This is a genomic window from Actinomycetospora soli (assembly GCF_021026295.1).
Classification (GTDB): Bacteria; Actinomycetota; Actinomycetes; order Mycobacteriales; family Pseudonocardiaceae; genus Actinomycetospora; species Actinomycetospora soli.
On record NZ_JAJNDA010000001.1, the window covers coordinates 1 to 21,857 of the forward strand.

Sequence of the window (21,857 nt, forward strand, 5' to 3'; positions counted from 1 at the left end):
CCGCGGCGTCGTTGGCGACCGACTGAAGATCTTCGTCGTTCACTGGGACGTCCTTCCCGACCACCATGCCCGGCACGGAAGTCGATCTTGGTCCGTCCGCTGCTTACACGGTTGCCGTGACACGCCCATCCACCACTCTGATGCCGGGTCGCAGTACACCGCGATCCGCTACGGCGAACGGCTGCTCGAGGCCGGGCCGACCCAGGCCGACAACCTCGGCGCCCTCTCGATCGGCGACCACCTGCGCAAACACGAGCCCACCTCGGGCTGGACCGTCCGCCAGACCCGCCCCGGCACCTTCCTGTGGACCGCCCCCACCGGCACCCACCACATCGTCGAACCCGACCCCTACCGACCACTACGACCAGTACCGCGAGAGCGGTTCGACCACGGCATCACCGACACCCGCGGCGAACCCCGACCTCCGAGGCCGTGGAAACCGAGAACGAACAAGCACGGCCACACCACCGACGCCCAACGACAGACCCTGCACGACATCGACCGGCGCCGACGCGAAAGACAGAAACAGCCCCCCGACCCCTTCGACGACGACCCGCCGTTCTAGGCAGGATCGCCGCCATGATCCACGTCCGCGCGGCCGGGACGGACGACGTCGAGCAGGTCCTGGAACTGTGGTCCGTCGCCGGCGAGAACGACGACCGCCCAGCCGACGACCGCGACGTCGTGCTCGCCCTGCTCACCCGCGACCCGCAGGCCCTCCTGCTCGCGGAGGAGGACGGCGAGCTGGTCGGCACGGTCGTCGCCGGGTGGGGCGGATGGCGGGCCCACCTCTACCGGCTCGCCGTCCACCCCGGGCACCGTCGCCGCGGGATCGCCTCCGCACTCCTGCGGGCTGCCGAGGAACGCCTGGTCGGGTTGGGCGCCCGGCGACTCGACGCCATGGTCCTCGAAGGCAACGTCGACGGGCAGGCGCTCTGGGCGCGGGCCGGCTTCGGCCCGCAGGAACGGTGGCGCCGCTGGGTGCGGCCCACCGGGTGAGGCCGACGAGCGCCTGATCACCAGGACCTGCACCCGTAGGGCGCTGCACCCAACGTCACGGAGCGACGATCAGGCCGGACGCAGCCGCCAGTCCCCGGCCCGCTCGTCCCAGTCCATGCCCACCACGCCCCGCGCCCGGGCGGCCTTCGCGAACGACAGGAACGAGGTGAAGCCGTAGGTCTTCTCGCTGAAGTCCGCGCGGCGCTTGCGCACCTGGTCCTTCAGCCCGGACAGCGGCACCGTGCCGTCCCGACCGGCCAGGTCCCCGACCACCTGGGCCAGCAGACGGAACGCGTCGTCCTCGGCGGGCTCGTCGACCGGGAAGCTCACCTCGGGGTCGCCGTGCGCCGACCCCTCCCCCAGCGCCACGATCCGCCGCTCCTGCAGGTGGCGAAGCAGCTCGCCGAACCCGCGGAACCCGTGCTCGGCCTCGTCGAACGTCGGGTCCTGGCGCAGCATCGCCCGCTTGAGCCGCGACGCGAGGACCGGCCCGTCGCCGCGGCGCGCGAGCCCGGAGAGCGTGCGCGTCACCAACCGCTCCACCGCCTCGTCGCCCGCGGGCTCCTCCGGCTCCTCCGTCCCGACGGCAGGTGTGGCCGGCTCGGGCGGCGGGGTGGTGTCGACGAGGCGGTCGTAGTAGAGGAACTCGTCGCAGGCGGGCGGGAGCAGCCGGGAGGTGGAGGACGCGACGCCGATGCCGATCACCCGCTTGTCGAGCTCGCGCAGCTTGTGCACGAGCGGAGTGAAGTCGGAGTCGCCGGTGCCGATGGCGAAGGTGGTCACCCACGAGCGCTCGTAGGCGATCTCGATCGCGTCGACGGCCATCTTGATGTCGGCGGAGTTCTTGCGGGATCCGCCGAGCCGCTGCGGGATGTCGATGAGCTCGACCTGCGCCCGGGCCAGCAGGCGGCGGTCGTCGTCGAAGGAGGACCAGTCCGCGTACGCCCGCCGCGCGACCACACGGCCACGCACGGCGAGGGCATCGGCGACCGGACCGAGGTCGAACGGCGAGACCCCCAGCCCCTCCCGGGCCCCGATCGCGAGGTTCTCGTAGTCCAGGAGCAGGGCGATGCGCTCGTCGCGCTCGTCCGGGGTGGCGGCCATGCCGCACACCCTGTCAGGGAACGATCTGCACCTGGTCGTAGACGTTCAGGTAGTCGAAGAACTTCTCCGACGCGTCGTGCGAGAGGTGCACGCAACCCGCCGAGTCGCGCTGCAGGCTGCCCTCGTGGAAGGCGTCGCCCGGCGCGAAGAACACCGAGTTGTTCATCGGCGCGTGGTCGTACTCGTCGGACTTGTGGTCCTTGTCCTTCCACATCACCGAGAAGGTGCCGGTCGGCGTCTCGTAGCCCTTGGCGCCCGTGGTGATCGGCACCGGCCCGTAGACGACCTTGCCGTGCCCGTCGGTGAGCCACGCCTTCTTCGCCGAGATGTCGACGCACGCCTTCGCCTCGGGCTTGCACGGCGTCTGGCTGCCGTGCGCCGTCGCGGGCGCCGGGGCCGGCGTGGCGGCGGGCGCCGCGATCGCCGGGGCACCCATCGCCAGCAGGCTCGCGCCGACCGCGCCGATCGACCCGACGCCCACCCGCAGTCGCGATCCGGCGCCACCCGAGGGTGAGGACGCGTCCCGGTGGTGACGACCCATGGTGTGTTCCTTCGCGGTCGGTGATGCGGAGTGCTCGCCCCGTCCAACGCCCGCCGGGCGGGTCCGGTGCGGGCGAGCGACGAGGAGTCTGCACCCCGAGATCCACACCGCGCGGCGGGGATCATGGTCCTGAGCTGGGCATTCGCGGGCAGCCCGACACGAACCGGACGAGCCGGGCCGAGCACCCGAACCGGACGGGGAGGCCACGGCGGAACGACACGCCGACGTTTCCTGAGAGCCCTCGATGAATCCTCGGCCGGTTACCGCCGTGTGGGTGTGATCGAGCCCTCAGCTCACGAGACGGAGTTCCACACTCCGGCTGGCCGCGCTCTCGCGGGCGCAGTCGACCACGCGGGCCTGCGGCGCCGGCAGCGGCTCGGCGTCCACGTGCAGCTCGAGGTCCAGCCCGGCGGCCGCGGCCCGGTCGAGCGCGCCGTGCAGGCGGCAGCTCAGCGTCGCGGCGTCGGGGAGCGTCCCGCGCGCGTCCACCGGGAGCCCGGGGCGGCGGCCGACGCGGACCGGGTCGACCGTGGGGGTCGCCTCGAGGGTCATGGCAGCCTCCTCGCCGTCCGGCGGCGGGGACGCCGGGCGGGGCCCCGGAACGGTGTCCCCGGGCGTAGACACACCCGGTACCCGTTCGTGGTCCCTGTCACTCCTCCGCGGGCACATCCACGCGAAGCCGTCGATCCACGCGGAGCCGGACATCCACGCGAACACGACAGCGCGGGACGCTGCGCCCACCGGGCCGCGGCGTCGCCCGATCGGGAGCAGACTGCCGGGCGTGTCCATCGACGAGGCCGCACCGTCGCGGGTCGACGTGATCGCCGAGCTCACCGGTCCGGGCGGGCCGTTCGAGCTCGCCGCGACGGAGGTCCGCGGGGTCCCGCTCCGGGTGCACGTGACCGGCCCGCAGACGCTGCGCGAGGCGCACGAGGCCCTCGCCGTCGCCGACGACCGGCTCTTCACCCTCTACGCCGGGGAGCGGGTGACCTTCGGCGAGCACCGCGCCCGCGTCGCCACCCTGGCGCGCCGTCTCACTGACGCGGGTCTGCAGCCGGGCGACCGGGTGGCCGTCTGCCTGCGCAACTACCCGGAGTGGCCCACCGTGTGCTGGGCCGCGTGGGTGTCGGGGCTGGTGGTGGTCCCGCTCAACGCCTGGTGGCAGGCCGCCGAGCTGGCGCACGCGGTCGCCGACGCGACGCCGCGGCTCGTCGTCGCCGACGGCGAGCGCAGTGCCGTGCTCCGGGAGGTCACTCCCGACGACGTCCCGGTGGTCACCGTCCGCGGCACCGGGGACACGACCTTCGACGCGTTCCTCGGCGAGCCCGCCCTCGTGCCCCTGCCCGAGCACCGCCCGGCGCCCGACGACGACGCCTTCATCCTCTACACCTCCGGCACGACGGGCCGCCCGAAGGGCGCGGTGGGCACCCACCGGAACCTGCTCACCGACGTGGCCAACCGCGGGCTGCTCGCCGCCGCCGGCGCACGGGTGACCGGCGCGGCTCCGCCCGAGCGGCCGGGGATGCTCCTCGCCTTCCCGATGTTCCACGTCGCCGGACTCTGCGCGATGGTGAACATGACCCTCGCCGGATCGGTCCTCGCCACCCAGTACCGCTGGGACGCCGCCGAGGCCCTGGACCTCATCGCGGCGGAGGGCCTCACCGGCATCGCCGGGGTCCCGACAATCGCCGGCGACCTGCTCCGCGTCGCGGAGACCACGGGCCGGCGTGGCGACCTCGCCACCCTCGCGAACATCGGCATGGGCGGCGCCCCGATCCCGCCCGAGCTCGTGCGTCGCGCGGCCCCCGTGGCCACACCCGGCAACGGGTACGGGCTGACCGAGACGACCGCCGGGATCGCGTTCAACTCCGGCGACGAGTACGTCGCCGCGCCCGACGCGGTCGGCCGCCCGGTGCCGAGCGCGGACGTCCGGGTGGTGGACCCGTCGTCGGGAACGGACCTCGGCGAGGGCGAGATCGGCGAGCTGTGGTTCCGCGGGCCGAACGTGGTCCGCGGCTACTGGAACGCCCCCGAGGCCACGGCGGCCGCGTTCGTCGACGGCTGGTTCCGCACCGGCGACCTGGGGCGGGTCGACGACGGCGTGATCCGCGTGGTCGACCGGCTCAAGGACGTGGTGATCCGCGGCGGGGAGAACGTCTACTGCGCCGCGGTCGAGGCCGAGCTGCTCGAGGTCGACGGCGTGCTGGACGCCGCGGTCGTCGGGATCCCGCACCCGACGTACGGCGAGGAGGTGGCCGCGGTCGTCGTGCATGCCCCGGGCCACGTGCCCGACGAGGCCGCGCTGCGCGAGCGGGTGGCGACACGGATCGCGGCCTTCGCCGCCCCGACGGCCATCCGGACGACGACGGACCCGCTGCCGCGCAACGCCGTCGGGAAGGTCCTCAAGCGTGAGCTGCGGGAGACGGTCACCAGGGCGTGAGGCCCTCGCGGGAGAGCGAGCGACCGGACGGGCCCTCGGTGTCGAGCACCGCGGCGACGAGGGCGTCGGTGCCCTCGTCCAGGGTCTGGTGGCCGCGGTAGTCGTTGAACTCGGTCGCGGTGAAGCCCGGGTTGACGATCGTGACGAGCACGTCCGGCAGCGTCCGCGCGTACATCAGCCCGGCCATGTTCAGGGCCGCCTTCGACGACGGGTAGGCGAGGTGGGGCCAGTTCTCCCACCGGCCCGCGTCCATGAGCTGCAGCGAGCCGAGCTGCGAGGACACGAGCACCAGGCGCGGTGTGGCCGAGGCGCGCAGCAGCGGGAGGAAGGCGTGGGTGACGCGGACCGGGCCGACGACGTTGGTCTCGAGGACCTCGCGCACCTCGTCCGGCCCGGTGTCGGCGGGCCTCGCCCGGGTGCCGGCGACCCCGGCGTTGTTCACGAGGACGTCGAGCGCGCCGAACGACGCCTCGACCTCCTTCACCGCGGCGGCGACGGATGCGTCGTCGGTGACGTCGAGGGCGATCGGGTGGACGTTCTCCTCGGAGACGTCCGCGGCCGCAGGGGTGCGGCAGCCGGCGAGGACGGTGACGCCCTGCGCGGCGAGACGGCGGGCGGCGTGGGCACCGATCCCGCGGGAGGCGCCGGTGATGAATGCTGTGGTCATGTCGATCACCGTGCGCCGGGTGGTCGGTGCGCAGCCAGGGATCGCCGGTCCCAGGCACCGGCGGCCCCGGGACGGCAGGCTGGGGCCCGTGAACGACGCCGGAGAACTCGCCGCGGCGCTGCGCCAGTGGCGTGAGCGCCTCTCCCCCGCCGAGGTCGGCGTGCCCGCTGGGCCCCGACGCCGCACCCCGGGCCTGCGCCGCGAGGAGGTGGCGCAGCTCGCCGGGGTGTCGGTGGACTACGTGGTCCGGCTCGAGCAGGCGCGCGGGCCGCACCCGTCGGAGTCCGTGCTCGGGGCGCTCGCCCGTGCCCTGCGGCTCGCGCCGGCCGAGACCACCCACCTGTTCACGCTGGCCGGCGTCGCGGTGCCCGGGCCGGACCGCGTGCGCGACACCGTCCGGCCCTCGGTCCTGCGTCTGCTCGACCGGATGCACGACCTGCCGGCCATGCTCATCGGCGCCGGCGAGGACGTCCTGGCGTGGAACGCGCTGCTCGCGGCCCTGTGGGGCGACGTGTCCGCGGTGCCGCGGGAGCGGCGCAACCTGTTGTGGCTGCAGTTCGCGGGACACATCCGGCTCGCCACCGACGAGCAGGGCGACGCCTCCCGGCTGGAGCGCTCGACCGTGGCGCGGGCCCGGGCCGCCCTCGCCCGCTACCCGCACGACCACCGGCTGCGCGGGCTCGTCGACGAGCTGTACCGCACCCACCCGCGGTTCGCCGAGCTCTGGGACGCGCGGCCCGTCGAGCACGCCCGCGTCGACCGCAAGCGCTACGACGTCCCGGGGATCGGGCCGATCGTCCTGGACTGCGACGTGCTCGAGGTCCCCCAGGACGACCAGCGCCTGATCGTCTACTCGGCGGCCCCGGGGACCGAGGACGCCGAGAAGCTCGACCTGCTGCGGGTGGTCGGCCTGCAGAGCGTCTGATCAGGCGCCCCGGAAGACCGGCTTCTCCTTCGCGACGAAGGCGTCGACCGCGTTGCGGTGGTCCTCGGTGGCCCCCAGCCGGGCCTGGGCCGCGGCCTCGTGCTCCAGGACGTCGCGCAGCGACGACACCGTGCCCATCGCGACGGCCGCCTTGATCTCGGCGAACGCCAGCGTGGGCCCCGCGGCGAGCCGCCGCGCGAGGGCGAGGGCGGCCTCGTCGGTGGCCTCGGGCGTGTCCGCGACCTCCCGGACGATCCCCCAGTCCCGCGCCTGCTCGGCGGTGAAGGTGTCGCCGAGCATGAGCAGTTCGGTCGCCCGCGAGGAGCCGACGCAGTGCGCGAGGGTGCCGGAGAGCCCGGAGTCCCCACCGAAGCCGATCCCCGCGAACGCGGTCGCGAACTTCGTGCCCGCCGTCGCCACCCGCAGGTCGCAGGCGAGGGCGAACCCGAGCCCTGCACCGACGGCGGTGCCGTTGATCGCGCAGACGACCGGCTTGCGCATGCTGCCCAGGGCCATCGCGATCCGGTTGTAGTGCTCCGGGACGGTCGAGAGCGCGTCCGCGCCGATCCCGCCGTCCTCCCCCGCCCGCAGGGCCTCGGCGTGCTCGCGCAGGTCCTGCCCGACGCAGAACGCCTTGCCGGTGGAGGCGAGCACGACCGCGCGTACCGACGGGTCGTCGGCCACCGCCTCCAGCGCGTCCCGCAGCGCGACCTTCAGCTCGACCGTCAGCGCGTTGCGGTTGTCCGGCCGGTTGAGGCGGACGGTGGTCACCGCCTCCCGGTCGTCGGTCTCGACGAGCACGGGCGGGTTCTCGACGCTGCTCATGTCGATGATCGTGGCACGTGATTCAGTGGTTCCGTGAGGCCCCATCCCGTCGCGATCACGGTCTTCGTCGCCGTGCTCTGGACGGTCGGCGTCCTCCTCGCGACCAGCTCGCTGCACGGCACCGGCGCGCGCGACGTCGGGGTCCGCGGGTCCGGCCCGGAGGGCCCGTCGGTCGCCGAGCTCGCGTCGGGCCGCTGCGCCCCGACGATCACCAACCCGGGCGGCACGAACAACTACGTCCCGAGGGCCCCGTACACGAACCCGCTCGGCGCCGGGTTCACCGTCGCGGGGACCGTGCGCGACGAGGCCTGCCGCCCGCTGCCCGGCGTCCGCGTGCAGGTCTGGGCGCAGACGGCGACGGCGAGCGAGCAGCGCAACCGCACCTCCGTACGCACCGACGACCAGGGGCGCTACCGGGTCGACACCGACCCGCTCGTCGCACAGTTCGGCGAACCCAACGTGCACGTCGGCTACGACGACCCCGGCCCGTGGCGCCGGGTGTTCCTGCGCAACGTCACCCGCGACGGCGACACGGGCGCGCAGGTCGACCTGGTGCTGTCGCCGTGAACGGCGTCCGGGGCGCGGCCGTCCTGACGGCGGGTGTGCTCGGCCTGGCGGGCCTCGTGGTCGCGTCGACCTCGCCGCACCTGGCCGGGGCCGAGCCGGTGCTGGTGGTCTCGACGCTGACCGCGACCCTCGCGGTCGCGGGCCTCGCGGCCCAGCCGTGGCTGGCGCGCGGGCGGGTCGGGGCGCACGTCGCGGTGGGATCGGCCGTGCTGGTCCTCGTCGTGGTGCACGTCGCGGCGCTGCTCGTGCTCTCGCCCGACGACGCCCTGTTCGCGATGTCGCCGGACGGCCCGACGCGGGCCCGGATGGCGCTGATCTCGCTGGTGCTGCTCGTGGTGGTCGCGTGCCTCGGTGTGCTGCGTCGCCGACTGGGCTGGTCGGGGCCGACCTTCCGGCTCCTGCACGGCGGGTTCGCCCTGCTCGCGACGGTGCTCGGCGTGGGGCACGCCGTGCTCACCGACGGCGCGCTGGAGGCGTGGGGAACGGTCGTCCTCCTGGCCTCCGGCGTGCTGTCGGTGGCGGGCGGTGTGGTCGCGGTGCTCGGGCGGCGACCCGGCCGACGCCTCAGCCGGCGGCCGGCACCAGCGGCTCGGGCATCGGGAACAGGTCCAGCAGCCGCTCCACCGCCGCCCGGTCGCCGCTGACCGTGAGCATCCCGTCGGACACCGCGGACGCGAGCGGGTGCCCCATGTAGAGCACCGCCGCCCAGGCCTCCGGCGCACCCGAGACGGTGGCGGCCGGCGCCGGGGCGTCCCCGCGGACGATCGTGAAGTCCCCGTCGTGCAGGGTCGCCACGAAGGGCTGGTCGGCGAAGACGAACTGCACGGTCTCCTCGACGCCCGCGGCCCGCTCCGGAGCGAACATCGTGCGCATCGACATGACGAGCGAGTCGACCCCGATGGACTCGGCCTGCGGCAGCGAGCGGGCCGCCCACCGTCCGAGGGTCTGCAGCACCGGCTCGAGCTCGTAGCCCCAGTCGGTGAGCTCGTAGACGGCCGACGCCGCGGGCGGGGGCAGCCGCCGCCGACGCAGCACCCCGGCGTCCTCCAGCTCCCGCAGGCGCTGCGACAGGACGTTCGGGCTCGCGTGCGGCAGGCCGGTGCGCAGGTCGGTGAAGCGCTTGGGTCCGAGCATCAGTTCCCGGACGACGAGCAGGGCCCAGCGTTCCCCGACGAGGTCGAGGGCGTGGGCGGCCGCGCAGCCGTCGAAGTAGTCGCGCCGTGGAGCCATGACCGGACCGTACCGCGCAACCATCCGACAGTCACTTTCTAGGACTGTGAGTCGCCACATCAGGACGTGACGACGCCGTGCTCCCACGCCCAGGCGATCAGCCGCGGCCGGTCGGGCATCCCGAGCTTGTCGAGGATCCGCCCGAGGTGCGTCTTCACCGTCGTCTCCCCCAGGTGCAGCCGCGCCGCGACCTCGGCGTTGGCGAGCCCGCGGGCCACGAGGGCGAGCACCTCGGACTCCCGCGGCGTCAGCGCGTCGAGCACCGCCGGGCGGGTCGGCGCGGCGGCGGTGCGACCGTAGGCCGCGACGACGCCCGGGACCACGTCGGGGTCGAGCGCACCCCGTCCCGCCGCGACCCGGCGCACCGCCTCGAGCAGCTCCTCGGGCGGGGCCGTCTTGAGCAGGAACCCGGCCACCCCGGCCCGCAGCGCGGCGTCGACGGTGGCGTGGTCGTCGAAGGTCGTGAGCACGAGGACCCGCGCCCGGCTGCCGGCCGCGGCGAGGGCCCGGGTGGCCGCGATCCCGTCGAGCCCCGGCATCCGGACGTCCATCACGACGACGTCGGCCCCGGTCCGGCGCGCGGCCTCCACCGCCGCCCGGCCGTCGGCGGCCTCCGCGAGCACGGCGAGGTCGTCCTCGCCGTCGAGCAGCATCCGCAGGCCCATCCGCACGAGCGCCTCGTCGTCGGCGACCACCACCCCGGTCGTCACCGCACCACCGCCGGTTCCGGCGCCGCCAGGACCGGGAGGACCACCCGGACCCGGAACCCGCCGTCGGGACGGGGACCGGCCTCCAGCGTGCCGCCGGCGAGCAGGGCCCGTTCGCGCAGGTTGAGCAGCCCGTGTCCGGGGTCGCCGCCGCCCGGCCCCGGCGGCCCGGCGCCCTCGTCGAGGACCTCGACGCTCACCCGCGGGCCCTCCCAGCGCACGACCACCTCGGCGCGGTCGGTGCCCGCGTGGCGGAGCACGTTGGTGAGCGCCTCGGCGACGATCCGGTGGGCGGAGGTGTCGGTGGCGGGGGCCAGCCGGCCCGGCTCGCCGTGCACCGCGACGGTGACCGCGAGCCCGGCACCCGCGAGCCGTCCGACCAGGTCGTCGAGCTGGTGCAGCGACGGGGCGGGCGTCAGCGGCCCGTCGTCGGGATCGTCGGCGCCGGCGTCGTCGGCCGAGCGCAGCACCCCCACCACGCGGCGCAGCTCGTCGACGGAGCGCCGCCCGAGGTCCTCGACCGAGCGCAGCGCCGCGACCTCCGCGTCCGCGTCGTCGCGGCGCTCGAGGCGCCGCCGGACGACGCCGGCCTGCAGCGTCATCACCGACACCGAGTGCGCCACCGCGTCGTGCAGCTCGCGCGAGATCCGGGCCCGCTCCTCGACGAGAGCCAGCCGGGTGGTCCGCTCGCGCTCGTCGGCGAGCTCGTCGGCGAGGCGGGCGAGCTCGCTGCTGCGGGTGCGCTCGCGGCGCAGCAGCCAGCCCAGCGTCCATGCGCCGCCCATCGTGGCGCCGAAGAAGACGAGCTCGAACCAGGGTGCGCCGTGCAGCATCGACCCGGCCGCCCCACCGACCGCGACCAGCGCGGCCCCGGGGGCACTCGCGCGCAGGGGTAGCCGGCGGGCGCCGGAGGCGACGAGGACCAGCATCGTGATCAGCGCGATCCCGCCCACGCCCGGGCTCGCCGGCGCGGCGAGCGCCTGGAGCGGGAACGTCGCGGCCGCGGCCACCAGGCCCGCCCAGGGCAGCAGCGGCGCGAGCAGGGCGCCGAGGGCGAGGGCCAGGGTCGGGACGAGGTACAGGGCCGCGTCGGTGTCCCGGTAGACGGTGGCCTCCGCCGCCGACCCGAGCGCGACCGCGGCCCCGGCGAGGACGCCGGCACCGAGCCGGAGCCACACCGGGTGCATGCGGCGCAGGCTAGGCCGTGCCGGGCCCGCCGGGGTCCTCCTCCGGGAGGACCCGGGGTGGCCTTCGAGGCGACACGTTCGGTCCGCGAACACGATCCGTGACATTACGCCGCGACCTACGGTTCTCCCATCGCTCGAACAGCGCAGCGATCGTCACGAGGAGAAGCCATGACCACGCTGGACGCCCCCACCACCTCGCTCGCCGCCACCCCGGCCGACCCCATCCGCCGGAATCTCCTGACCAGTGCCGGGGGCATCGCGCTCCTCGCGTCCCCGCTGCTGCTCACGGGCGGCATGCTCACCATCCCGCCCGGCGAGGACGGCACCACCGCCGGCTACGTCGCCTCGCTGGCCGCCACGCCGTGGCTGACGGCGCTGTCCGCCGGACTGCTGCACTACTCCTGGGTGCTCTTCGCGCTCGGCGTGCTCGCCGTGCCGGCCCTGGTGCGGGGCGGGCGGGGACGGAGCGTGGTCGGCGCGGTCGCCGTCCTGTCGTCGTTCTGCGCGATCCAACTCTCGGGCCTGCTGGCGGGCGACTGGTACGCGATGGCGATCGGGCGCTCGGTGCCCCGGGACCAGGCGGCCACGATCTTCGAGGCGGCCGGGTCCGACCTCTGGATGACGACGTGGCTGTGGTCGGGGAAGCTCGTCGGCTTCCTCGGGGTCGCGCTCCTGGCCGGCGCCCTCGCCCACGCCCGCGCCACGAGCTGGTGGCTGCTCGCCCTGCCGGTGCTCGGGACCGCCGCGATGGTGGTGCTGCCCGGCCTGCTCGGGACGCCCGGCGTCGCGCTCGGGACCCTGATCTCGTTCGTCCCGCTGCTGGTGATCGGCGCGCGGCTGGTGCGGCGGCGCTGACCGCCCCCGGCAGGCACGGACGGGCCGTTCGTCACGATCTCCCGTGACGGACGGCCCGGTCGCGGCGTCTCAGGTGCCCGGCGCGATGAAGAACTCGAGCGCGATGCCGTCGGGGTCACGGAACGAGATGCCCGAGCCGTACCCGGCCTTCTTGATCCCGCCGTGGGCGATGCCCAGCTCGTCGAGCTTCTTCCCCCACTGCTCCAGTGACGCCGAGTCCGGCAGTGCGAAGCCGATGTGGTCGAGGCCCGTGCGGCGCTCGTCGAACGCGTCCTTGGACTCCCGGCCGTGGTGGGTGTGCAGACCGAGCAGCATCCCGCCATCGAGGGCGAAGACCGTGTGGTGGAACTCGCCGCCCTCCTCGTCCTCGTCCAGGACGGGGTCGGCGCCCAAGAGCTTCGAGTACCAGTCGGTCGAGCGCTGCAGGTCCGACACCGTGATGGCGACGTGCTGCAGACCGGGGAACGACATGAGGGCAGGCTCCTTTGCCTCGATCGTGCGTCGACGGACCCGACTAGCGGTGCTGCCAGACGGGCCGGCGCTTCTGCAGGAAGGCCGACATGCCCTCCTGCGCATCACAGGTCATGGCGTTGGTGGCCATGACCTCGCTCATCTCGGCGTACGCCTCCTCCTCGGAGAGGTCGATCTGCCGGTAGAACGCCTCCTTGCCGATCCGCAGCGTCACGCCGCTGGCGTCGGCGACCTGCCCCGCGAGCTCGGCCACCCGGGCCTCGAGCGCGTCGGCCGGGACGGCCTCGTTGACCAGGCCCCACTCGACGGCGGTCGCGGCGTCGATCGTCTGCCCGGTCAGCAGCAGCTGCATCGCGCGCTTGCGACCGATCGCGCGGCTGACCGCGACCATCGGGGTCGAGCAGAACAACCCGATCTTCACGCCCGGCGTCCCGAACACGGCGTGGTCGGCGGCCACGGCGAGGTCGGCGGTGGCCACGAGCTGGCACCCGGCCGCGACCGCCATGCCCTGGACGGCGGCGATGACCGGCTGGGGGACGTCGTGCACCGCCGTCATCATCTCGGTGCACACCGCGAACACCTCGCGCTCCTCGGCGAGCGTGCGGTCGACCATCTCGGAGAGGTCGTGGCCGGCGGAGAAGGCGGGGCCCTCGGCGGCGATCACGATGACCCGCACGCCCTCGGTGGCCGACACCTCCCGCAGACCCGCGGTCACGGCGCGCATCGTCGCGACCGAGAGGGGGTTGCGGCGGCGGGCGGCGGTGAGGACGACCCGCGCGGTCGCCCCGTCCACCTCCACGCGCACGGTGTCCTGCTCCTGCGTCACCGGGGCGGCCATGGCTCATGGTCTATCAGCCATGCGTTCCCGACGACAGGTCGGCGCGGGCCGGGGCCCGGCCGCGGCCCGGACGCGGCCCGTTCCGAGAGGGCGCCCCCCTCCGTCCGGGCGGGGCGGTGCGTCTCAGGCCATGGCGGACCCGCGCTCGTGGCCCTCCTCGGTGGCCATCCAGCGCTCGCGGCGGTCCTCGTGGGTGCGCAGGGCGTCGATCTCGGCGAGGCGCCGGCGCTGGTCGGCGCTGGCGGTCCCGCTCACCGCGGCCCGCGAGGCCTCGGCCATCTCCCGGTCGGCCCGCATCTCGGCCCGGGTGTGCGGGCGCGAGGGCAGCGTGGCCTCGGGGTCGGCCGAGCGCTCACCGTCCTCGTCGCCGGAGGCACGGTAGGGGTTGTCGGCAGGGAGCTTCGCGCTGACGCGGCCGTAGCTGCCGAGGATGAGCAGGACCAGACCGGCGCCGATCGAGAAGAAGACGTTCGGCAGCCGGAAGGCCAGCAGGTTGTACGGCGTGGCCATCACCGCGAGGTTGGCGAACGCGGAGACGAGGAACAGCGTGCCCACCACGATCATCACGGTCGAGGACAGCCGTCCCCCGCGGAACGCGGCCGCCACCAGCACGAGCGCCGTGACGATGGAGATCGTCGAGAGCAGACCGTTGGAGGACAGCCCGAGGACCGGAGTGCCGCTGGTGTCGAAGAACCCGAGGCCGCCGACGAAGCCGAGGACCCCGAAGGTGGCGATGACGAGCGCGACGATCACGGCGCCGACCCGGTGGACGACGACGACCTTGTGGTCGGCGGTGAGGCTGGGGGTGTTCATGGGGGCTCCCGGAAGCCGAGATCGTGGCGGGCCAGTACCCGGGGGTTACCGCCCCGCGTGATGTCAACCACGCCCGGACCGGACGATCCGGGCTTTGCCGTCTCGCGAACGCAGCCGTTCCCGGCGGGCCCGCCGCGTGCCACGGTCGGCGCATGAGCGACAAGGTCCCCGCGGCCATCGTCGGCCCGGGCAACATCGGCACCGACCTGCTGGCGAAGCTGGCCCGCACGTCGTCGATCGAGGTGACCGCGATGGTCGGCGTCGTCGAGTCCCCGGGGCTCGACCGCGCCCGGGCGGCGGGCATCCCGGCGTCGGCCGAGGGGGTCGACTGGCTGCTCGCGCAGGACCCGCTCCCCCGCATCGTCTTCGAGGCCACCTCGGCGCGGGCGCACGCGGCGAACGCCCCGCGCTACGAGGCGGCGGGCATCCGCGCGGTGGACCTGACGCCCGCGCACCTCGGGCCGATGGTGTGCCCGGCGGTGAACATGCCGGACCACCTCGACGCGGCGAACGTCAACATGATCACCTGCGGCGGCCAGGCGACGATCCCGGTGGTGGCCGCGGTGTCGCAGGTGGTCGACGTCCCCTACGCCGAGATCGTCGCGTCGGCGGCGTCCCGCTCGGCCGGACCCGGCACGCGGGCCAACATCGACGAGTTCACCCAGACCACCGCCCGCGCCGTCGAGGAGGTCGGGGGCGCCGCCCGGGGCAAGGCGATCATCATCCTCAACCCCGTCGAGCCGCCGATGATCATGCGCGACACCGTCTACTGCGCGATCCCCGGCGAGGTCTACGACGACGCGACGACCACCGCGATCGCCGGCTCGATCCAGGCCATGGTGGCGCGGGTCCAGGAGTACGTGCCCGGCTACACGCTGCGCGCCGACCCGCAGTTCGACCCGCCACGACCCGAATGGGGCGGGCGGGGCCGCGTCGCGAGCTTCCTCGAGGTCCGCGGCGCGGGCGACTTCCTCCCCGAGTACGCCGGCAACCTCGACATCATGACGGCGGCCGCGACGCGCGTCGGTGAGCTGCTCGCGGCCGAGCTGGGCGCGGGGGTGGCGGCATGAGCCGGCCCGGGATCCGCCACGACGTGCGGATCACTGACACCACGCTGCGCGACGGCTCCCACGCCCAGGCCCACCAGTTCACCGAGCAGCAGGTCCGCGACACCGTGCGGGCGCTCGACCGGGCGGGCGTCGAGGTCATCGAGGTGACCCACGGCGACGGCCTCGGCGGCTCGAGCTTCAACTACGGGTTCTCCCACACCGACGAGCTGCGCCTGATCGCCGCCGCCCGCGAGGAGGCGCGGAACGCCCGGATCGCCGTGCTGCTCGTGCCCGGGATCGGCACCGTCGACGACCTGCGCCGTGCCCACGACGCGGGCGCCGAGGTGGTGCGGGTGGCCACCCACTGCACCGAGGCCGACGTCAGCCCCCAGCACTTCGGCGTGGCCCGGGACCTGGGCATGGAGACCGTCGGGTTCCTCATGATGGCCCACCGCACCTCGCCGGAGGACCTCGCGAAGCAGGCCCGGATCATGGTCGACGCCGGGTGCCAGTGCCCGTACGTCACCGACTCCGCAGGCGCCCTGCTCATGCACGAGGCCCGCGCCCGGTTCGAGGCGCTCGTGGCCGAGGTCGGCGACGAGGCCTGGGTCGGGTACCACGGGCACCAGAACCTCTCCTTCGGCGTCGCGAACTCCGTGATCGCCGCCGAGGTCGGCGTGAAGGAGATCGACGGGTCGCTCTGCGCGCTGGGCGCCGGGTCGGGCAACTCCCCCACCGAGGTCCTCGCGGCGGTGTTCGACCGGCTGGGGATCAGCACCGGGCTCGACGTCATGGCCCTGCTCGACGCCGCCGAGGACGTCGTCCGCCCGTACCTGCACCGCTGGCCCAAGATGGACCGCAACGCGATCGTCCAGGGCTGGGCCGGCGTGTACTCCAGCTTCCTGCTCCACGCCGAGCACGCGGCCGAGCGCTACAAGGTGCCCACGCACGAGATCCTCCGCCGCTGCGGCGAGCTCGGCCTCGTCGGCGGCCAGGAGGACATGATCATCGACGTGGCGCTCGAGCTGGCCCGGGCCCGCGAGGAGGGCTGATGCCCGTCGTCGAGATCCACCTGGTCGAGGGCGCCCACGACGACGCCCGCCTCGAGGACCTGCTCCGGCGCGTCAGCGAGCGCTACGCGGCCGTGCTGGAGTCCCCGGTCGACCGCGTGCGGGCCTTCGTGACGATGCACGCGCCGCACCACTGGATGACCGGCGGCGTGACCGCGGCGGTCGACGGCGACCCCGCGCCGTACTTCGCGGCGGCGGTGCTCGAGGGGCGCCCGGTCGAGCAGCGGCACCGGCTGCTCGCCGAGCTGACCGACGTGCTGTGCGACGTCCTCGGCGTCACCCGGTCCCGGGTGCGCGGCCGGGTCGTCCAGGTGCCGCCCGACGACTGGGCGATCGGCGGCGTCCCCGCCGCGACCCGTCGTCGGGACGAGATCGTGGCGCGCTCCTCGCGGCTGTAGGTGCGGCTGTCGGCGCGGCTGTCGGGGTCAGCGGCGCAGCGACAGCAGCTGCTCGGTGAACCCGCCGATCCGGCGCTCCGCGTCGACGAGGTGCACCTCGAGGATCCAGTGGCAGCGGCGGCCGGCGGAGTCGGTCGCGTCGTGCAGGGCGACGTCGTTGCCGCTGGTGATGTAGCTGTGCACGCGGTCGGGGTCGATGTGGTCGTGCGGGAACTCGCCGACCAGGTGTCCGCTGTGCACGCCGCCGAAGGTCCAGCCGCGCTCGGCGGCGAGCCCGCACACGTGCTCGTAGAGCCCGGCCGCCGTGACGTCGGGCGTGGCCTCGTAGAACGCCCGGCCCGCCTCCCACACGGCGTCGAGGTCGGCCGTGAGCCGGTGCTTGTGCGGGTCGTCGCCCAGCACGAACGTCCGCCCGACGTCGGCCTCCCACTCCGCGAACACCGGGCCGAGGTCGACGAAGACGATGTCGTCGGCCTCGATCCGGCGGTCGGGCGGGTTCTCCTTGTAGGGCTGCAGGGTGTTCTCGCCGGAGCGGACGACCCGCTTGTGCCAGTACCGGGACGTCCCGAACAGGTCCGCGCCGAGATCGCGGATGGCGCGGCTGACCTCCGACTCCCACGCCCCGGGCGCGACCAGTCCCCGGCGGGTGATCTCGGCGAACAGCTCGTCCGCCCGCTCCTCGGCCCGCAGGAGCTCCCCGGCCCTCGTGTCCTCGTCGAGCGACGTCACGCACCCGACCCTAGGTGGCCTCCGGCCCCGGGCGCACCTGTACGGGGCCCTCGGCCGACCGCGGCGCCGGCGCCCGCGGCCCGTCGTCGGGACCGCCCACCAGCGAGAGGATCAGCCGGTCCTGGGCCACGAGGTGCTGGCGCAGGTGGCGGCACTGCCGGAGCACGACCGCCGTGTGGTTCGCCGTCTGGATCACCCGCCGGTCGGACGCCTCCCCGAGCACGTCCTGCCCCACCATGATCAGGAACATGAACACCAGCTGCGCCAGCGACGAGCAGAACAGCAGGAACGGGAACGGATAGGGGTCCGGGACCACGCCGGCGAGCGCGAGGGCCATCCAGCCGAGGACGATCACCGCGGTCCACACCACGGCGGCGGTCGACCCGAGCCACTGCATCAGCCACGCGGCGAGACGACGGTTCGGGCCGGCGGCGGCCGGCTCCACGGTCTCGGGCGGGGAGATGAGGATCGGCGCGGTGTCGCAGGGGTCGAGCCGGTCGGGGGGCGCGGCCGCCCGGTTCAGCACGCGGGCCTGCTCGTCGATGTGCTCCTGGAGCCGGTGGCACTCGCGCAGGATGGCCTGGGCGTCGTCGTAGGTCTGCTGCGAGCGCCGCTCCCCCGCCGCCGACAGCGTCCGCTGCCCGACGAGGATCACGAAGATCAGCAGCAGCTGCACCACGTTCCCGACGAAGAGCAGCACCGGGTACGGGTAGGGGTCGAAGCCCAGGACCCCGCGGGCGCCGAGCACCATCCACAGCGCCGAGAGCCCCACGGTCGCGTACACCGTGGCCATCGAGCTGAGCCGCCGCGTCATCCACGTCGCCGCCCGGTCGCCCACCGTGCCCCGCTCCGGGTCCGTCACCGCCACCCGAGCTCCCCCGTCGCGCCGGCCCGCCCGCCCACCGCCCGGGCCCGGCCCGCCCGCACGGTGCTGTTTCGATCCAGAGACGCGGGTCCGGGGCCGGGGTTGCGCGGCGATCGCGCATGCCTCGACAGGTATATGCCGAGACTGGCACATTCGCCGTCGTGAGCACCTGGACCGCGCTCGCCGACCCGACCCGGCGCGCCATCCTCGACGTGCTGCGGGAGCGGCCGCACGCGGTCGGCGAGCTCGTCGACCGCCTCGACCTCGCCCAGCCCGCGGCATCGAAGCACCTCGCCACCCTGCGCCGCGCCGGGCTGGTGCACGCCACCGTGGACGCGCAGCGTCGCGTCTACGCGCTCGACCCCCGCCCGTTCGTCGAGCTCGAGGCCTGGCTCGCGCCCTACCGGGCGCTCTGGTCGGACGCCCTCGACCGCCTCGACGCCCACCTCCACGACCACCAGGAGGACCGATGACCACCGGCACCTACCTCGAGATCGACGCCCGGCCCGCCCTGCGGTTCGTGCGCGAGTACCCCGACCCCGTCGAGCGGATCTGGGCCGCGGTCAGCGACCCCGCCGAGCTCACCGCCTGGTTCCCGGCCCGCGTCGCCTTCCCCGACGGCGGGTCGCCGACGCCGGGCGGGACGGTCACCTTCACGTTCGCCGAGGACGGCGACGGCGGGACCGGGACCGTGCAGGCGTACGACCCACCGTCGCTCCTGGTGTTCACGTGGGACGGCGACGAACTGCGCTTCGAGGTGACCCCGCTGCGCACCGGCAGCCGCCTGACCTTCACGACGGTCCTCGCCGGCCGGGACACCGCCGCGCGCAACGCCGCCGGCTGGGAGGTGTGCCTCGAGGCGCTGGACGCCGCGCTCACGGGACGCCCGCAGGAGGCACCGGGCGGCGCGACCCCCGCCTGGCGGCGGCACTTCGACGACTACGTCGCGGCGGGCGTGCCGGCGGGCGCGCCGGTCCCGGAGTGAGGAAATCGCTCGCGCGCGCCGCGGCCGCGTGCGTGAATGCCCGACGAGGCGCCCCGTGACCGGGGACGCCGCCGAGCACCGAGGAGAGGAGTGCCCCGTGTCGACCGTCGCCCGTGCGCGGGCGTGCTCCGGCGCGCCCCGATACCGCCGCGTCCGCACCCCGCGCTGAGGCGCCCTCGCGTGGGGTGACCACCCCACGCCAGGAGCCCTCGAGTGCACGAACGCATGCCCCGCCGTCGTCGCCGGTTCGACGACGACCACGATGACGACCACGACGACGACCACGACGACCGCCCCACCCGCCGTCGGGCCGAGGTCGACCCCGGGACCGGGACCGGCGGTCCGCCCACCGGCGACCGCTGGTCCACCTGGGCCGACGCGACCCACGGTCCCCGCCCCACCCCCGGCTGGCTCGTGACCGCCGCGGGCGCGGTCGACACCGAGCTCGGCGTCCTCAAGACGGGCAAGGAGGCCGACGTCCACCTCCTCGAACGCGCCGTCCCGGACGGGCCCGCCTGCCTGCTGGCGGCCAAGCGCTACCGCTCCGCGGAGCACCGGGCCTTCCACCGCGACGCCACGTACCTGGAGGGCCGCCGGGTCCGCCGGTCCCGCGAGACGCGGGCGATGGCCCACCGCACCGCCTTCGGCCGGGAGCTCCTGGCCGGGCAGTGGGCCGGCGCGGAGTTCGCCGCCCTCGGCACGCTCCACGCGGCGGGGGTGGCCGTGCCCTACCCGGTGTCACTGGACGGCACCGAGCTCATCCTGGAGTTCCTCGGCGACGCGGCGGGCAGGGCGGCGCCACGGCTGGCGGCGACCCGCCCAACGGGCGCCGAGCTGCGGGACTGGTGGCACCAGCTGACCGAGGCCCTCCTCGGGCTCGCCCGGCTGGGCTGGACGCACGGCGACCTGTCCGCCTACAACGTCCTCGTCGACGAGGGGCGGATCGTGCTGATCGACCTGCCCCAGGTCGTCGACCTGGTCGGGAACCCGCACGGGGCCGACGTCCTCGTCCGCGACGTCCGCCGCATCGGCGGGTGGTCCACCGCGCGGGACGACGGCATCGACCCCGAGGCGCTGTTCCACCGCCTGGTGGCGGAGGCGGGCCTGGCCGGCCGGGACGCCTAGAAGACACCGCGTCGGGCGCCGACGTCCAGAGCCAGCGTGGAACCGGTGAGGGCGTCGGCCTCGGGGTCGAGCAGCGTGGCGACCGCCCAGGCGACCTGGGCGGGCGTCACGAGCGCACCGAGCGGGGACTCCGCGCGGCGCTCGTCGAGGATCACCGAGACGTCGACCCCGCGGTCGTCGGCCCGGGCCTGCGAGAGCCGCCGAAGCCGGTCGGTGTCGGCGGGTCCCGGGGCCACCAGGTGGGCGGTGACCCCGTCCGGTCCGTGGTGGTCGGCGAGCTGGCGCACCAGGTTCGCGAGCGCCGCATTCGTCACCCCGGCCGCGCAGGTGTGCGGGGACGGCTCGCTCCCGTAGTGCCCGCCGAGCGCGACCAGCCGCGAACCCGGCCGGACCCGGTGGGACACGGCGCGCACCAGCCGCAGCATGCCGCCGACCTTGAGCGCGACGGCCGCACCCAGGGCTGCCGGCTCGATCGTCGGCAACGGTCCCGCCGCCGGGAGCCCGGCGGCCTGCACCACCATCCGCACGGGGCGGTCCAGCCCGTCGACCGCGTCGCGGATCGCCGGGACGGCCGCGTCGTCGCCGATGTCCGCGCCGCACGGGACCAGGCCCGACGCCGGGTCGGGCGGCGTCCGCGCGACGGCCACGACCGTGAGCCCGGCCCGCCGGAGCCGCTCCGCGATCGCCGAGCCGAGGGCACCCGAGGCGCCGACGACGACGGCGGTGCCGGCGGTGCCGGCGTCGTCGGGGGTCATGCCGCGGCCCGCAGGGCGAGGAGGTCGCGGGCGCGCCCGACGGCCGCGGAGGGGTCGCGCAGGTCGACCTCGACGGTGACGAGCCCCGCGTCCCGCGCCCCCGCACAGTTGCCCGGGATGTCGTCGAGGAACACGACCTCCCCCGCGGGCAGCCCGAGGGCGTGCAGCGCCCCCGCGTAGGCCCGCGGGTCGGGCTTGAGCACCCCCGTCACCGAGCCGTCGACGATCGTGTCGAACCGGCCGAGGACCGGGTGGCGGGTGAGGTCGGCGTCGCCGTGGAAGGCGGCGAGGTCGTTGGTCAGCGCGGCGACCGCGAGCCCGGCCCGGTGGGCGTCGTCCATCAGGGCGATCACCTCGGGTCGGAAGGGCCCGTCGTCGTCATAGAGGGCGTCCATCAGCTCCGGGACGGTCCCCGTGCCGCCGCACAGCGCGCCGTACTCGGCGGCGCGGGCGGCCCAGTAGGCCCGTTCGCGGCCCCGGCCGGCGAGGACGTCGTCCCAGGCCGGGTCGGGGCGCGGACCGAGCACGCCGCGCACCTCGGTGAACTCCGGCGGCGCCGCCAGGGACGCCATGCGCTCGTGGCCCGAGGTGAGCAGGACGCCCCCGATGTCGAGCAGCAGTGCTCTCATCCGCCGCACGGTAGGGGGTCGCTCGCCCTCCGTGCCGGTCGTCGTTCGCGCCCCGGCAACGTTCCTGTCCCGCGAACGTGTTG

27 protein-coding genes and 1 pseudogene are annotated in these 21,857 nt (G+C 74.9%); 13 read left to right on the forward strand and 15 right to left on the reverse strand.

Annotation, left to right across the window (positions count from 1 at the left end):
- A pseudogene (locus tag LN037_RS00005) lies at positions 1–565 on the forward strand (hypothetical protein); the annotation flags it as partial.
- 14 nt (positions 566–579) lie between these two features.
- On the forward strand, positions 580–999 hold the full coding sequence (locus LN037_RS00010) for a GNAT family N-acetyltransferase (protein ID WP_230748634.1): 420 nt from the start codon (positions 580–582) through the stop codon (positions 997–999).
- Between the two features lie 69 nt (positions 1,000–1,068).
- Here LN037_RS00010 and LN037_RS00015 read toward each other — a convergent pair whose 3' ends face one another.
- The 3 genes from LN037_RS00015 to LN037_RS00025 all read right to left on the reverse strand — a co-directional run bounded on the left by LN037_RS00015 (position 1,069) and on the right by LN037_RS00025 (position 3,196).
- Complete coding sequence (locus tag LN037_RS00015; RefSeq protein WP_230748635.1) at positions 1,069–2,103, reverse strand: PIN domain-containing protein; 1,035 nt, start codon at positions 2,101–2,103, stop codon at positions 1,069–1,071.
- A gap of 13 nt (positions 2,104–2,116) precedes the next feature.
- A complete protein-coding gene (locus LN037_RS00020; RefSeq protein ID WP_230748636.1) occupies positions 2,117–2,644 on the reverse strand; it encodes a L,D-transpeptidase in 528 nt (175 codons plus the stop codon).
- A 288-nt stretch (positions 2,645–2,932) separates the two neighbouring features.
- Positions 2,933–3,196 (reverse strand): hypothetical protein, encoded by a 264-nt coding sequence (locus tag LN037_RS00025; RefSeq protein WP_230748637.1) that lies wholly within the window; start codon positions 3,194–3,196, stop codon positions 2,933–2,935.
- A gap of 229 nt (positions 3,197–3,425) precedes the next feature.
- Here LN037_RS00025 and LN037_RS00030 point away from each other — a divergent pair, with 229 nt between their 5' ends.
- A complete protein-coding gene (locus LN037_RS00030) occupies positions 3,426–5,084 on the forward strand; it encodes a class I adenylate-forming enzyme family protein (RefSeq protein WP_230748638.1) in 1,659 nt (552 codons plus the stop codon).
- Here the strand turns inward: LN037_RS00030 and LN037_RS00035 are convergent.
- Positions 5,071–5,751 (reverse strand): SDR family NAD(P)-dependent oxidoreductase, encoded by a 681-nt coding sequence (locus LN037_RS00035; protein WP_230748639.1) that lies wholly within the window; start codon positions 5,749–5,751, stop codon positions 5,071–5,073. The two genes, LN037_RS00030 and LN037_RS00035, sit on opposite strands and share 14 nt — an antisense overlap.
- A gap of 88 nt (positions 5,752–5,839) precedes the next feature.
- On the opposite strand from LN037_RS00035, the gene LN037_RS00040 reads away from it, so the two are divergent.
- On the forward strand, positions 5,840–6,676 hold the full coding sequence (locus tag LN037_RS00040) for a helix-turn-helix transcriptional regulator (protein WP_230748641.1): 837 nt from the start codon (positions 5,840–5,842) through the stop codon (positions 6,674–6,676).
- On the opposite strand, the gene LN037_RS00045 is transcribed toward LN037_RS00040, so the two are convergent.
- A complete protein-coding gene (locus LN037_RS00045) occupies positions 6,677–7,501 on the reverse strand; it encodes an enoyl-CoA hydratase/isomerase family protein (protein WP_230748642.1) in 825 nt (274 codons plus the stop codon).
- Positions 7,502–7,534: 33 nt separating this feature from the next.
- Here LN037_RS00045 and LN037_RS00050 point away from each other — a divergent pair, with 33 nt between their 5' ends.
- The gene (locus tag LN037_RS00050; protein ID WP_230748644.1) at positions 7,535–8,068 is read left to right on the forward strand and encodes a peptidase associated/transthyretin-like domain-containing protein; all 534 of its coding nucleotides are present in this window, start codon (positions 7,535–7,537) and stop codon (positions 8,066–8,068) included.
- Positions 8,065–8,712, forward strand: coding sequence for a hypothetical protein (locus LN037_RS00055; protein WP_230748645.1), 648 nt, complete (start codon positions 8,065–8,067; stop codon positions 8,710–8,712). Before LN037_RS00050 ends, LN037_RS00055 begins: the two co-directional genes overlap by 4 nt.
- On the opposite strand, the gene LN037_RS00060 is transcribed toward LN037_RS00055, so the two are convergent.
- The 3 genes from LN037_RS00060 to LN037_RS00070 are packed head-to-tail and all read right to left on the reverse strand — an operon-like array spanning position 8,633 to position 11,192.
- Positions 8,633–9,298, reverse strand: a complete 666-nt coding sequence (locus LN037_RS00060; protein ID WP_230748646.1) for a winged helix-turn-helix transcriptional regulator — start codon at positions 9,296–9,298, stop codon at positions 8,633–8,635. The two genes, LN037_RS00055 and LN037_RS00060, sit on opposite strands and share 80 nt — an antisense overlap.
- 59 nt (positions 9,299–9,357) lie before the next feature.
- Positions 9,358–10,008 (reverse strand): response regulator, encoded by a 651-nt coding sequence (locus tag LN037_RS00065; RefSeq protein WP_230748648.1) that lies wholly within the window; start codon positions 10,006–10,008, stop codon positions 9,358–9,360.
- On the reverse strand, positions 10,005–11,192 hold the full coding sequence (locus LN037_RS00070) for a sensor histidine kinase (protein ID WP_230748650.1): 1,188 nt from the start codon (positions 11,190–11,192) through the stop codon (positions 10,005–10,007). Before LN037_RS00070 ends, LN037_RS00065 begins: the two co-directional genes overlap by 4 nt.
- A gap of 168 nt (positions 11,193–11,360) precedes the next feature.
- On the opposite strand from LN037_RS00070, the gene LN037_RS00075 reads away from it, so the two are divergent.
- Positions 11,361–12,047 carry a hypothetical protein gene (locus LN037_RS00075; protein WP_230748651.1) on the forward strand — a complete coding sequence of 229 codons (687 nt, stop codon included), beginning with the start codon at positions 11,361–11,363 and terminating at the stop codon, positions 12,045–12,047.
- A gap of 69 nt (positions 12,048–12,116) precedes the next feature.
- Here the strand turns inward: LN037_RS00075 and LN037_RS00080 are convergent, their stop codons facing one another.
- The 3 genes from LN037_RS00080 to LN037_RS00090 all read right to left on the reverse strand — a co-directional run bounded on the left by LN037_RS00080 (position 12,117) and on the right by LN037_RS00090 (position 14,169).
- Positions 12,117–12,518 (reverse strand): VOC family protein, encoded by a 402-nt coding sequence (locus tag LN037_RS00080; RefSeq protein ID WP_230748653.1) that lies wholly within the window; start codon positions 12,516–12,518, stop codon positions 12,117–12,119.
- Positions 12,519–12,561: 43 nt separating this feature from the next.
- Positions 12,562–13,356: an enoyl-CoA hydratase gene (locus LN037_RS00085; protein ID WP_230748654.1), complete on the reverse strand. Its 795-nt coding sequence runs from the start codon at positions 13,354–13,356 to the stop codon at positions 12,562–12,564.
- A gap of 123 nt (positions 13,357–13,479) precedes the next feature.
- Complete coding sequence (locus tag LN037_RS00090) at positions 13,480–14,169, reverse strand: DUF4383 domain-containing protein (protein ID WP_230748655.1); 690 nt, start codon at positions 14,167–14,169, stop codon at positions 13,480–13,482.
- Between the two features lie 152 nt (positions 14,170–14,321).
- On the opposite strand from LN037_RS00090, the gene LN037_RS00095 reads away from it, so the two are divergent.
- The 3 genes from LN037_RS00095 to LN037_RS00105 are packed head-to-tail and all read left to right on the forward strand — an operon-like array spanning position 14,322 to position 16,686.
- Positions 14,322–15,239: an acetaldehyde dehydrogenase (acetylating) gene (locus LN037_RS00095; RefSeq protein WP_230748658.1), complete on the forward strand. Its 918-nt coding sequence runs from the start codon at positions 14,322–14,324 to the stop codon at positions 15,237–15,239.
- The gene (gene dmpG, locus LN037_RS00100; protein ID WP_230748660.1) at positions 15,236–16,270 is read left to right on the forward strand and encodes a 4-hydroxy-2-oxovalerate aldolase; all 1,035 of its coding nucleotides are present in this window, start codon (positions 15,236–15,238) and stop codon (positions 16,268–16,270) included. The genes LN037_RS00095 and dmpG overlap by 4 nt, the downstream gene beginning before the upstream one ends.
- Positions 16,270–16,686, forward strand: a complete 417-nt coding sequence (locus LN037_RS00105) for a tautomerase family protein (RefSeq protein WP_230748662.1) — start codon at positions 16,270–16,272, stop codon at positions 16,684–16,686. Before dmpG ends, LN037_RS00105 begins: the two co-directional genes overlap by 1 nt.
- Before the next feature lie 27 nt (positions 16,687–16,713).
- Here LN037_RS00105 and LN037_RS00110 read toward each other — a convergent pair whose 3' ends face one another.
- Positions 16,714–17,415: a M24 family metallopeptidase gene (locus LN037_RS00110; protein WP_230748664.1), complete on the reverse strand. Its 702-nt coding sequence runs from the start codon at positions 17,413–17,415 to the stop codon at positions 16,714–16,716.
- A 10-nt stretch (positions 17,416–17,425) separates the two neighbouring features.
- Positions 17,426–18,283, reverse strand: coding sequence for a DUF1003 domain-containing protein (locus tag LN037_RS00115; protein ID WP_230748666.1), 858 nt, complete (start codon positions 18,281–18,283; stop codon positions 17,426–17,428).
- Positions 18,284–18,441: 158 nt separating this feature from the next.
- Here LN037_RS00115 and LN037_RS00120 point away from each other — a divergent pair, with 158 nt between their 5' ends.
- The 3 genes from LN037_RS00120 (at position 18,442) to LN037_RS00130 (ending at position 20,390) form a co-directional block, all read left to right on the forward strand.
- Positions 18,442–18,753 (forward strand): ArsR/SmtB family transcription factor, encoded by a 312-nt coding sequence (locus LN037_RS00120; RefSeq protein WP_230748667.1) that lies wholly within the window; start codon positions 18,442–18,444, stop codon positions 18,751–18,753.
- Complete coding sequence (locus LN037_RS00125; protein ID WP_230748669.1) at positions 18,750–19,265, forward strand: SRPBCC family protein; 516 nt, start codon at positions 18,750–18,752, stop codon at positions 19,263–19,265. The genes LN037_RS00120 and LN037_RS00125 overlap by 4 nt, the downstream gene beginning before the upstream one ends.
- Before the next feature lie 225 nt (positions 19,266–19,490).
- Positions 19,491–20,390, forward strand: coding sequence for a serine protein kinase RIO (locus LN037_RS00130; protein WP_255692745.1), 900 nt, complete (start codon positions 19,491–19,493; stop codon positions 20,388–20,390).
- Here LN037_RS00130 and LN037_RS00135 read toward each other — a convergent pair.
- Positions 20,387–21,145, reverse strand: coding sequence for an SDR family NAD(P)-dependent oxidoreductase (locus LN037_RS00135; protein ID WP_230748672.1), 759 nt, complete (start codon positions 21,143–21,145; stop codon positions 20,387–20,389). The genes LN037_RS00130 and LN037_RS00135 overlap by 4 nt on opposite strands.
- Positions 21,142–21,774, reverse strand: coding sequence for an HAD family hydrolase (locus tag LN037_RS00140; RefSeq protein WP_230748674.1), 633 nt, complete (start codon positions 21,772–21,774; stop codon positions 21,142–21,144). Before LN037_RS00140 ends, LN037_RS00135 begins: the two co-directional genes overlap by 4 nt.
- Positions 21,775–21,857: the final 83 nt, after the last annotated feature.

Excerpts from the sequence above, each read along its gene's own strand:
- LN037_RS00125 (WP_230748669.1), top strand. The coding sequence starts at position 18,750 with ATGACCACCGGCACCTACCTCGAGATCGACGCCCGGCCCGCCCTGCGG.
- LN037_RS00010 (WP_230748634.1), top strand. The coding sequence starts at position 580 with ATGATCCACGTCCGCGCGGCCGGGACGGACGACGTCGAGCAGGTCCTG.
- LN037_RS00095 (WP_230748658.1), top strand. The coding sequence starts at position 14,322 with ATGAGCGACAAGGTCCCCGCGGCCATCGTCGGCCCGGGCAACATCGGC.
- LN037_RS00045 (WP_230748642.1), bottom strand. The coding sequence starts at position 7,501 with ATGAGCAGCGTCGAGAACCCGCCCGTGCTCGTCGAGACCGACGACCGG.
- LN037_RS00130 (WP_255692745.1), top strand. The coding sequence starts at position 19,491 with ATGCCCCGCCGTCGTCGCCGGTTCGACGACGACCACGATGACGACCAC.
- LN037_RS00070 (WP_230748650.1), bottom strand. The coding sequence starts at position 11,192 with ATGCACCCGGTGTGGCTCCGGCTCGGTGCCGGCGTCCTCGCCGGGGCC.
- LN037_RS00080 (WP_230748653.1), bottom strand. The coding sequence starts at position 12,518 with ATGTCGTTCCCCGGTCTGCAGCACGTCGCCATCACGGTGTCGGACCTG.
- LN037_RS00090 (WP_230748655.1), bottom strand. The coding sequence starts at position 14,169 with ATGAACACCCCCAGCCTCACCGCCGACCACAAGGTCGTCGTCGTCCAC.
- LN037_RS00025 (WP_230748637.1), bottom strand. The coding sequence starts at position 3,196 with ATGACCCTCGAGGCGACCCCCACGGTCGACCCGGTCCGCGTCGGCCGC.
- dmpG (WP_230748660.1), top strand. The coding sequence starts at position 15,236 with ATGAGCCGGCCCGGGATCCGCCACGACGTGCGGATCACTGACACCACG.
- LN037_RS00105 (WP_230748662.1), top strand. The coding sequence starts at position 16,270 with ATGCCCGTCGTCGAGATCCACCTGGTCGAGGGCGCCCACGACGACGCC.
- LN037_RS00015 (WP_230748635.1), bottom strand. The coding sequence starts at position 2,103 with ATGGCCGCCACCCCGGACGAGCGCGACGAGCGCATCGCCCTGCTCCTG.
- LN037_RS00075 (WP_230748651.1), top strand. The coding sequence starts at position 11,361 with ATGACCACGCTGGACGCCCCCACCACCTCGCTCGCCGCCACCCCGGCC.
- LN037_RS00140 (WP_230748674.1), bottom strand. The coding sequence starts at position 21,774 with ATGAGAGCACTGCTGCTCGACATCGGGGGCGTCCTGCTCACCTCGGGC.
- LN037_RS00060 (WP_230748646.1), bottom strand. The coding sequence starts at position 9,298 with ATGGCTCCACGGCGCGACTACTTCGACGGCTGCGCGGCCGCCCACGCC.
- LN037_RS00020 (WP_230748636.1), bottom strand. The coding sequence starts at position 2,644 with ATGGGTCGTCACCACCGGGACGCGTCCTCACCCTCGGGTGGCGCCGGA.
- LN037_RS00035 (WP_230748639.1), bottom strand. The coding sequence starts at position 5,751 with ATGACCACAGCATTCATCACCGGCGCCTCCCGCGGGATCGGTGCCCAC.
- LN037_RS00135 (WP_230748672.1), bottom strand. The coding sequence starts at position 21,145 with ATGACCCCCGACGACGCCGGCACCGCCGGCACCGCCGTCGTCGTCGGC.
- LN037_RS00085 (WP_230748654.1), bottom strand. The coding sequence starts at position 13,356 with ATGGCCGCCCCGGTGACGCAGGAGCAGGACACCGTGCGCGTGGAGGTG.